This window comes from Prosthecobacter sp., from assembly GCF_014879935.1.
Classification (GTDB): Bacteria; Verrucomicrobiota; Verrucomicrobiia; order Verrucomicrobiales; family Verrucomicrobiaceae; genus Prosthecobacter.
Genome location: NZ_JACSRD010000066.1, coordinates 23,903 through 31,959 on the forward strand (window position 1 = coordinate 23,903; position 8,057 = coordinate 31,959).

Consider the following 8,057-nt stretch of genomic DNA (forward strand, 5'->3'; position numbering starts at 1 on the left):
GCCATGGCTTCCAAAAAATCCATCGACATCCCCATCCACACCGTGCGCGGCCAGCGCGTGGTGCTCGACTCTGATCTGGCCGCGCTGTATGGAGTGGAGACAAAAGTTTTCAACCAGTCGATCCGACGCAACCTGAACCGGTTTCCCGAGGACTTCTCATTCGTTTTGACCGGAGAAGAGTGGCTGGTTTTGAGGTCACAAATTGTGACCTCAAACGAGGGCCGGGGTGGCAGACGCTATATCCCACGAGCTTTCACCGAGCACGGAGCCCTCATGGCCGCCTCTGTTCTCAACTCGGACCGCGCCATTTCCATGAGCGTCTTTGTCATCCGCGCGTTTGTCGAGATTCGGGAGCAGATTGCGGCCAACAACGCCATCCTCAAGCGCCTGGCCGAGATCGACCACACGCTGCTCATCCACGACGCCTCGCTTCGCGACATCTACAAGAAACTGATGCCGCTCCTGGCTCCGCCGCCACCTGCACCACGCAAACAGATCGGTTTTCACCCATGATTCGCCCCGAAAACTTGAAGTCACAATTTGTGACCTCAAACATCCTCACAGCCTTGGTATCACAGTTTGTGACACCAAGAACACGCATTTGATGTCGCAATTTGTGACATCAAGAACCCAAGCCTTTCACGCCATGAACCCCATCCTCCACGACAAACTCCAGCTCACGACGCGGCGCACTTTTTTGGGCAATGCGGGGCAGTTCAGCCTGGGCGCGATAAATGTCGTGCAAGCAGGTTCTAAATCCCTAACATCTTTCCAATGAGCATTCTTTTAAACACACTCTGTGCTGCATTGAATGGGTGGCAGGGTTGGGGAGTTCCTCGATGTGAATCGTTGTTCTTCTTTGCAAAGACGGCCCTGATTGTGGTTGTCGGCGCATATATGGGCTTGCCAGCGGCTGCACAGCCAGCAGGATTTTTAGAGGCGGATGGGTTTGATTACCCGGTCGGCAGCAGGGGCTATAACGGGACCAATAAAGAACCGATTCTAGAAAATGGATCGGAAGAAAGAAACACTTTGTTCCCAAACAGCACCTTGGCACAGCCTCCCGTCTTGCGTCTTGGCGAAGCACGAGGTTGGTTCAATTATCAAGATGTGGGTAGCTATTATTCAGCCAGCAAGGCGGGAGGAATTCACCCTGGCGAGGATTGGAACAACGCGACGAAAGATCTGGGGGAGAATATTTATGCCGTTGCCAACGGACAAGTCATAAAGCTGGATGTAGTTCGAGTTTATGTGAACGGTGTTTTGACCAATGATCCAACATATGCTGGATGGTATGTGGTAATTCGTCATTGGATCCGGGGCACCGGACAGATTTACGATTCCGTTTACCTGCATGTGTCTCCGCTTGCAGGCGGAGCACTCAAAGGAACTCGGGCATCCGACTTTCCTTTCGGAGTAAATGCTGCGGTTTCGAAAGGAGATATTATTGGCCGCATTGGCTCGGTTTCCAGTTTTGGCCCTCACTTACACTTCGAAATGCGCGACAAGCCTATTGGGAACAGCTTGTGGCCGAACGACAACGGTAATGGCTACTATGCTAATGGAGTTGATACCAACGGAATGAGCCTTTCTGAAGTCACGTCTGCCTTCGACAAGATGCGTCTCGATGGCATAATTGACCCGTCTGATTTTATCGACGATCACCGCACTTTGTTTTCTGCGTCGGACCTGCTGTCTCTCAAGACGACGCATCCCAATCGGATTGAAGTGCGGAACTGCATCGCGCTGGGTATCATGAACAACAAGGATGGCAACGGGGTGGTGGACGACCGGGTCTGGATGAACCTGGAGCGCACGCTCTCGCGTGGGGAGGTGGTGACGATCCTCAAAGCGGCAGCGAATGCGTATAAAGTGAATCTTGTCGAGAGCCTCCCCACTGTTAATCCCGGAAACTGGTTTGCAGGCGACACGGACTTGTCATCGAGCAGTCACTATCCAACAGTTCAATTATTTGCTCAGAAGGGGCTTTTGGACATTACTCAACCGAAATTTCGTGTGAATGATCCGGCGTCGTTTGGGGAGGCGGTGCATTTCTTGTGGAAAGTGTTTGGTCTCGGCGATGGCGGGCCAGCAGGATCAGAGTCGCTTTTCACCTACAGGCGTGACAAGCTTAAAACGGCCCTGTTTCTGCGGCCGTTGGAGTTGGACTACGATCTTTCGTCTCCGACTTCTCTCTACTATCAACGCCTTGGGGGTGTGCTGACGCGAAAGATCACAGCGCGGAGAGACTGGCTTTATGAGAAAGGGATCGGAGAGCTGAAAGATATGGCCTACTCTAACCCGATCCGGCGCAGTGTGATCGCCAAGCTGATGATCAACACCATCTTGTGGCGAATCACCAATCCGAGTCCGGCGGTTCCGTGAGAAATCCTTCAACTGTTACGTCTATGAACTCACAACCATGTTTTAAACGAGGCCGGTGGATACGCCGGACACTGTTGGCCTTCTCGATGCTTATAGGTCTGGTTGCGGGAACTGTAGCGGGGCAGTCTTTAACCCTGGGCTCCAAGCCGGAAGTCTTGGATAGTGACTTGAACTCGTCTGTCCCCACACCGGTCACGCAGGCATCTTTTTCGATCACATCTGGTGAAAGCCGGGCTTTTGGGCCTGGCCCATTGACCTCACCACTAGGGCATACCTATTTTTACTTCTGGTCTTGTCAGGAAGGAAGTCTGGCGGGCCTCAATGGTGAAAACAGTCATGTGCGCTACACCGCCCCGCTGGTAGCAGCACCAACGACCGATCACTTGTATGTCTGGGTTGGCAGTTCTGGCGGCAAATCGACGGAAGGAGTCATTGAAGTAACCGTTTTGCCCGCAGGAAGCACACTGCCCCCCATCCAAGGCCAACTCACCGCCAGCTATAACTCAGCTAACGCAAATTTTGCCCTGGGGTACCAACTGCCTGCATCCGCCACACGCGCCTGGATTCTCGCGTCGCTGGATGGTGCCAATTGGAATCAGGTCTATGCCGTGGACCCTGTGACGAGCGGAAACCGGAGCGGAAGTCCCACGGTCACAGTTCCGGGGAGCGGGGCAGCCACGCTGGCCTATTTCAAACTGCGGGTTCAGGAAGGGGCATCGGCACCGCAGGAAGGAGCGGCTGTGGCGGTCGCCTATACGCCGATACCTGCCTTGCCCAAGAGCACGGAACTGCCGAACGCCCCGAATCTCGTGATCAATGGGCTGGAGGTGAGCGTTCCGCAGGCGCAGTTGTTCTGGGGGCGGGTGAATGACCGTCTGAACCAGGACAATGTGGTGAAGTATGAAGTCGAGCGGGCGACGAACGCGGACTTCTCTGGAGCCGTCCTGTTAGACGCAGGCAACACAGCACCCGGGATGAACATGTATGAGAGCGTGTTTTACACGGCGATGGGCCTTTCGGACAACACGACTTATTACTTCCGGGTGCGGGGCGTGAACAACGTGGGAACGGGTCCTTGGAGCAATGTGGACTCGATCCGTGTGAATGTGCAGGACCGTCCTGTGATTGATGCCAGTCCCGTATTCCCTGCACATGGGGCCACGGGGGTGACGAAACTTCCTGCTTTGGAGTGCCAGGTAAGCGATCCGGAGGGGGATGCGTTCTATTGCGCGTTTGAGATCGCCGAGTCTCCCTCCGGCCCATGGCGCTATTTCGGCCACGGCGGACAACCGGACTACCGCAATGTGACCCGGCTGGATCCCACCGAATGGAACCCGCCATTGAAACCGAACACGCACTACTACTGGCGTGCCATCGTGCATGAGGAGGGCAGAAACCTGGACTACTACGGTGGCACCTGGCCGCCTTCTGCCGTGTGGGAGTTCACCACTGAGAATGTTGGCGGGGCCTATGCGATCACTCAAATCCAGCACGTCGTCGGAGCGCTCAAGCCATTCGAACTCATCACCTACCGGGTCACAGTAACCAACAGCGGCAACGGGCCGGCTGCTGCCAACTTCGTCGAGGCGTTGTATGTGAAGAACGGGCAGGCGAATCCCTTTCTCTACAATGCACCGGGCCAACTGCCTGCACTCAATCCCGGAGAGAGCGCCTCAGCAGATGTGACGGTGTATTTTCGGGATGCCCTGTTCACAGCCAGCAACGGGGTGACCTATGACAATGTGCTGGTGACCGGAGCCAGCACGCTTCGCTTCCGAACCTCGCCCGACGAGGGCACGGTGGGAACGGCCTCACAGGACTACCCCATCAATTATGTGAACCAAGGTGGGCCTACCTTTAACCTTCTTGTGCGGGGTCCATCGTCCAACAATCCAAACGCGCCGCTGGGCGGGTACTTCGAAATCATCGCCAGCATCACGGATGACATACGGACCACAAGAGCCTTGATCGAGTATCGGACAAACCCTTCCGCTCCGTGGCAGTTTTTGGACGATTTCACCGGCAACACTAATCCGTGGTTTTCCTTTCAGACAACCAGTCATTCGGGCTCGACGGTGCCGTCCTCACAAAATGCGACGCGATGGAACTTTCCGACGAACTGGACACCGACTTCCACCCTGCAGGTGCGATTGACAGCCTTCGATGACGTGGGGGCCTATAACACTGCGGTTTCCAACCCCATGACCATCTTCGACAACACACTGACGGTGAATGCGGGACCGGTGCAGTTCCCATCTTACCGGCTGGGGGATCAAGTGCTGGTGCCGTTGAGTGTCATGACGCCTATGCGGGTGACGAATCTTTCTGTTCAATATGTGTATGGGAGTTACTCGGTCGGCATTTACAACCAGGTGAACGGAGCGGGCATCTCAGTACCTCCGCTGCTGGCGGTGACTCTACCGACACAGGAGGCGTATGTGAACTCGGCCGCGAAGCTTCGAGTCGAAGTTACTGCAACAATTTCTGGAGTGACTCAGCGAACAGTGACGGACGAAAGCAATGGGACGTTTGAGGTGCGAATGCCCGACCTTCCCGCACCATTCAACTCAGCCATCACCCTGTTCAGTGAGAACTATCCTTTCCCGCTTGGCTCGCTCTACCGGCAGGAGGTTACGGAATCCGTGGCGCTGGATTGGGAAGGTGACACGACGGTCCACGCCGTGGTTCGCAGGTATCACGGATACAATCTGTCAGAAACCTACACTGGCACGCCGGAATACTCAGGAGATGAATGCTTTCACGTTCGCTACAACCGATCCACAAAAGTTCTAGACCAACTTCTTCTTCCCGGCGGTTATCTGTGCGAGGACGTGAAGGTTTTGACCGGAACTCCTTATTTCCTACTCCGGAACGGCAACAATGTTTACTGGTCCTCGCGTTCGGGGAACAGCTTCTCCACGCCCCAGTTGGTGGCAACGATAGATGCCGCAACGGGACAAGAGAATCCGGAGTTCATGCGGCGCGGGAGCGAGCTTTACTTGACGTGGCAGGGGAACACCCATCTGTCCGGGGCAAACTGGCGTCATCGCCTCAAACGAATCCTGCCATCTGGCGGCTCCCAGGTGGAGCATGCGTTCCGGATCGATGGAACGCATCTCGACTACGGTACCCATCTGAACACGCCGCAGGGGCTTTACATACTGAACGGCAACCTCAGCGCCGGAACCGCTGTGGTGACTTGGCCGTATGCAGGCAATGGAGCGCGTTTCGTGAGTCTGGATCCGAATATCGCAGGAATCCGTTTTGGGTATCAGGACTATCACTTCATGGACCTGGTATCACCCACCGGTTTGTTCACCCGCTGGGATGCGTTGATCGCAGACCCGGTCGTGAAAGCCTTCAATGATGTCGCCTTGACCATCGGAAAAGGCACGACACAGGGCCTTGCTGGTGAAGACAACCATCTCGTTGCCATAAGGCGCAACCAGACCTCCGGACAACAGGAACGCGTGGTTTTTGGCGATCCTGGACTGGACAATTTTAGCAGCATTCAGCGGCGCATCGCGATCACAGATTCCAGATGGATGGCTGCCGCCTGGCGGAAGCAACTGGCCGTGGGTTATTTTGGCGCTGATCTCACTGCGCCGATCGTGGGCATTACCACCGCCGACAGCTCTTTCGCTTCGGGACAGCCCAAGACCCTTGAGTGGACTGTCACTGACAACTTGAACCAGCTTTCGAGTTTGAAGGTGATTCAGCTCGTTGGTGGAATTCCGACAGAACTAGCCAGTTCTTCGGGTGCCATTCCCACGAGCATCTCACACGTCTTCAATACCAGCGCCCCTAGCCTCATCTTCCGGATCGAGGCCTATGATCAAGCTGGAAACCGGGGCGTTGCCGAAAAGGTGCTTTCGCAAAGCAGCGATTTTACCTTGGACAGCTTTTCAGCTTCCACCTTCAGTATTCTAATCGGCGTTCCGTTGAATCTACAGTGGTCCAGCACTCCAGAGGACGCCTTCAGGATCTATACCATTCTGACGAGACCCGCCGGCACTGAAGCATGGAAAGTAGCGGGCAGCGTCACCGGCAACGTGTTTTCCCTGAACACTAACATGCTCACGGGAAGTCATGAGGTCCGTTTGCAGAGCGGAGAGGTGTTTCGTGATCTTTCCCTGCCCATCACCACCACAGGAAGCCGGTTTTCATTTGATGAAGCGGGTTTTACGCCGGGTGCCGGAATGGCGTATTACCTCACAACCTCTCCTGTTTTACGCCTGACGTGGCCAACCAATCAAGAGGTTTCTCCAACAACGATTTACACCATTTTGGGTCGCTGGAACGGATCAGGCAACTTTGCCGTCTTGGGGGCCACCACAGACAAACAAATGGAAGTGAGCATTCCCGCTGGTTCCTCGCAGATCGAATGGAAGGTTTCCGCCCTCTGGGAGGGTTTGGAATTTGTCTCAGGCACGAAGAACGTTCCAATCGCTTTGCTCGCCTCAGTAACTGCCCCTACGGTGACCGCCGGGGGCAGAGACACTGTCAACCCTTGGGTGGATTCAACATGGCCCGCCATTCCAGGCGCAGAGTCTTACGCTGTTTTTCGTCGGCATGTCCGCACCGGTTTCGTCGAAGAGATCGCGAGAACAGAATCCCCAGACTACCAAGACGCCTCTATTTCGTTCGGTGAAAGCTATGCTTATTCCGTGGCTCCGTTGCTGTCAGGAGTGCTGGGTGCTGCTGGCCCAGAAACAACCATCACAGTCTCAGCTCTGCTGCCGCTTGGAATAGCGTTCGTAAACAACCAGTATGAGGTTCTCCCTGCAAACACCAACCTCGTGCAGTGGAATGCCGTTCTGCTCGCAGGTGTGGTGAGTGTCTTTCAAGACTATGAGGTGATCCTCCGGCAGGGAGATGGAACTATCGCAAACGTCTATTCGGTGCAGCCTGCATCAGGATTGCCAGCTCAGGTGGCACTTGCCGCTCTGCCATACAATCGAAGCTTCGTGATGGAAGTTTTTGCCCGTTCTCCTTCGGGCACCCGGCTTAGTGTGGAACCCGCCCGTCTTCATTTCTCCACAGGATTCGACACCCGGACGATTGCGGGTGCAGCCGCCGTGGGTGTGCCAGAGGTGGATGCTTACGGCTTCAATCTCTCGTGGGAAGGCGTTGTGAACGCGGACTACTATGACATTTTCCGCCGGACCACTTCAACCGGACCCTTGGAATGGATCGGCCGCAGCTCCACAACGGGGTTCAGCGACACAGGTATCCAGCCCGGGGAAGGGGCCTCCTATGTCGTTCGTTCCCGTAACGGACTGATGCACACGGATGCCGTAGAAACAACACCCCGGCCGTTTGGAGAGCAGCAAAACCTCCGCCCCACCGGCGTCATGCGCTTGCTAGGAGGCCAAGATTTTGAGTTTGGCTTCACCAGCCAGTATGGTGCAACTTATCGAGTCGAATACTCCCCCGATTTGATGAATTGGCTTAATCTCGGAAGCTCTATTTCTGGATCAGGCGAGGATATGAACGTTTTAGTTCCAGGAATTGGCACTTCGGGTCGCTACTTCTTCCGAGTGGTTAAACCCTGAAGATGCCTTCAATTTCTTCACCGGGAGGAAGGCATGAGAAGTTGTGGACGTAGAATTCAATGAACTTCCCATGAACCCCATCCTCCACGACAAACTCCAGCTCACGACGCGGCGCAC

The 8,057-nt window shown here is 55.1% G+C and carries 4 protein-coding genes; all 4 read left to right on the forward strand.

The genetic code is table 11. The annotated features are described in order from the left end of the window. Window positions 1-3: 3 nt before the first annotated feature. The 4 genes from IAE77_RS02640 to IAE77_RS02655 all read left to right on the forward strand — a co-directional run bounded on the left by IAE77_RS02640 (window position 4) and on the right by IAE77_RS02655 (window position 7,940). Window positions 4-513, forward strand: coding sequence for an ORF6N domain-containing protein (locus IAE77_RS02640; RefSeq protein WP_294221396.1), 510 nt, complete (start codon window positions 4-6; stop codon window positions 511-513). Between the two features lie 133 nt (window positions 514-646). Next, complete coding sequence (locus tag IAE77_RS02645) at window positions 647-778, forward strand: hypothetical protein (protein WP_294221398.1); 132 nt, start codon at window positions 647-649, stop codon at window positions 776-778. Next, a complete protein-coding gene (locus IAE77_RS02650; RefSeq protein WP_294221401.1) occupies window positions 775-2,385 on the forward strand; it encodes a M23 family metallopeptidase in 1,611 nt (536 codons plus the stop codon). Before IAE77_RS02645 ends, IAE77_RS02650 begins: the two co-directional genes overlap by 4 nt. A 167-nt stretch (window positions 2,386-2,552) precedes the next feature. Beyond that, a complete protein-coding gene (locus IAE77_RS02655; RefSeq protein ID WP_294221403.1) occupies window positions 2,553-7,940 on the forward strand; it encodes a hypothetical protein in 5,388 nt (1,795 codons plus the stop codon). Window positions 7,941-8,057: the final 117 nt, after the last annotated feature.

Coding starts and splice junctions, on each gene's coding strand:
- IAE77_RS02640 (WP_294221396.1), top strand. CDS start 4: ATGGCTTCCAAAAAATCCATCGACATCCCCATCCACACCGTGCGCGGC.
- IAE77_RS02645 (WP_294221398.1), top strand. CDS start 647: ATGAACCCCATCCTCCACGACAAACTCCAGCTCACGACGCGGCGCACT.
- IAE77_RS02650 (WP_294221401.1), top strand. CDS start 775: ATGAGCATTCTTTTAAACACACTCTGTGCTGCATTGAATGGGTGGCAG.